1 protein-coding gene is annotated in these 1,197 nt (G+C 36.8%); it reads right to left on the bottom strand.

All coding sequences use genetic code 11. The annotated features are described in order from the left end of the window. Positions 1–888 (bottom strand): TPM domain-containing protein (locus tag AC3DU7_RS25735; RefSeq protein ID WP_488042128.1); only part of this gene is annotated, 888 nt, incomplete at its 3' end. Positions 889–1,197: the final 309 nt, after the last annotated feature.

The following is a 1,197-nucleotide window of genomic DNA, read 5'->3' as shown; positions in this document are numbered from 1 at the left end:
ACCACCACCATCACCACCGCCACCATCACTGCCACCAAAACTGCCACCTCCACCATCACCAAAACTGCCACCTCCACCAAAACTACCACCAAAACTGCCACCTCCACCAAAACTACCACCATCGCTTCCATAGCTACCGCTACTATCACCACTGTAAATGCTACTACTTATGTTAGTCGATCTACTGCCAGTAGTTCTATAGTTGTTACTGCGACTAATATAGGTGATTTGTGGCTCCGTCTGGGCCATACTCCAGAACATCCATATCAGTAAGATACCCATGAAGATACCTATCACTATGAAGATACAACTAACAAGACCTGCGTTAGAAGTTGTAGCTAACTGATATTTCTCTGTTTTCAGGGATTTTACTAATTCTTTTGTACCTGCAACTACACCACTTTCAAAGTTTCCTAACTTAAATTCAGGGATAATTTTAGTGTCGATAATATTACTAACCTTACCATTTGGTAAACTTCGCTGTATTCCCCTACCTGTTTGAATTTCCACACGGCGATCGCCTACAGAAACTAAAAACAACACACCATTATTTCGATCTTTATTTCGACCTTTTTGACCAACTCCCCAATAATTAAACAACTTAGTAGTAAATTCTTTGGGAGTTGCTGCGGGTTGAGTTTCTGGTACAGTCACAACAACAATTTCTGAGCCATTTGTTGCTTCTAAATTAATAATTTGGTTAAGTTGATTTTCTGTACCTTGACTAAGAATTTCAGCCATATCTGTTACCCAACCATGATAGTAATGTCGTGGGTTTGGTACTTCTTGTATAGTTAGGGCAAAACTAGGCAAAGGATGTATTGACCAAATTTGAACTACAAAAATTATTGACAAAACACATCTCAAGATAATTAAAAGGAAATTCATAATTTTTACCTTTTGGAAAAACAATAAAATGTTCCCTATTAATTATAGCAATTTAATAAAATGGCGTTGCTGAAGCGCGTGTATGATATTAATCTCAATTCTTTAGGAGTCAGGAGTCAGAAGTCAGGAGTCAGGAGGGAAGAAATAAGAAGAAAGAGTAGTATAGTACTACAAGAATTGGGTGCGGACATTTTTCAATCCTAAAACCCTTTTTTTGATGAACGAAAAAAGTAATTGAGACGATTTGCATAGTATAAATACTTAGCAAACTACGGATTTATATACTACTTTTAATGATATAAATTGAAG

The sequence above is a fragment of the Okeania sp. genome (assembly GCF_983059655.1).
The sequence above is the reverse complement of the archived record's forward strand: the minus strand, read 5'-3'. Positions and strand labels throughout refer to the sequence as shown.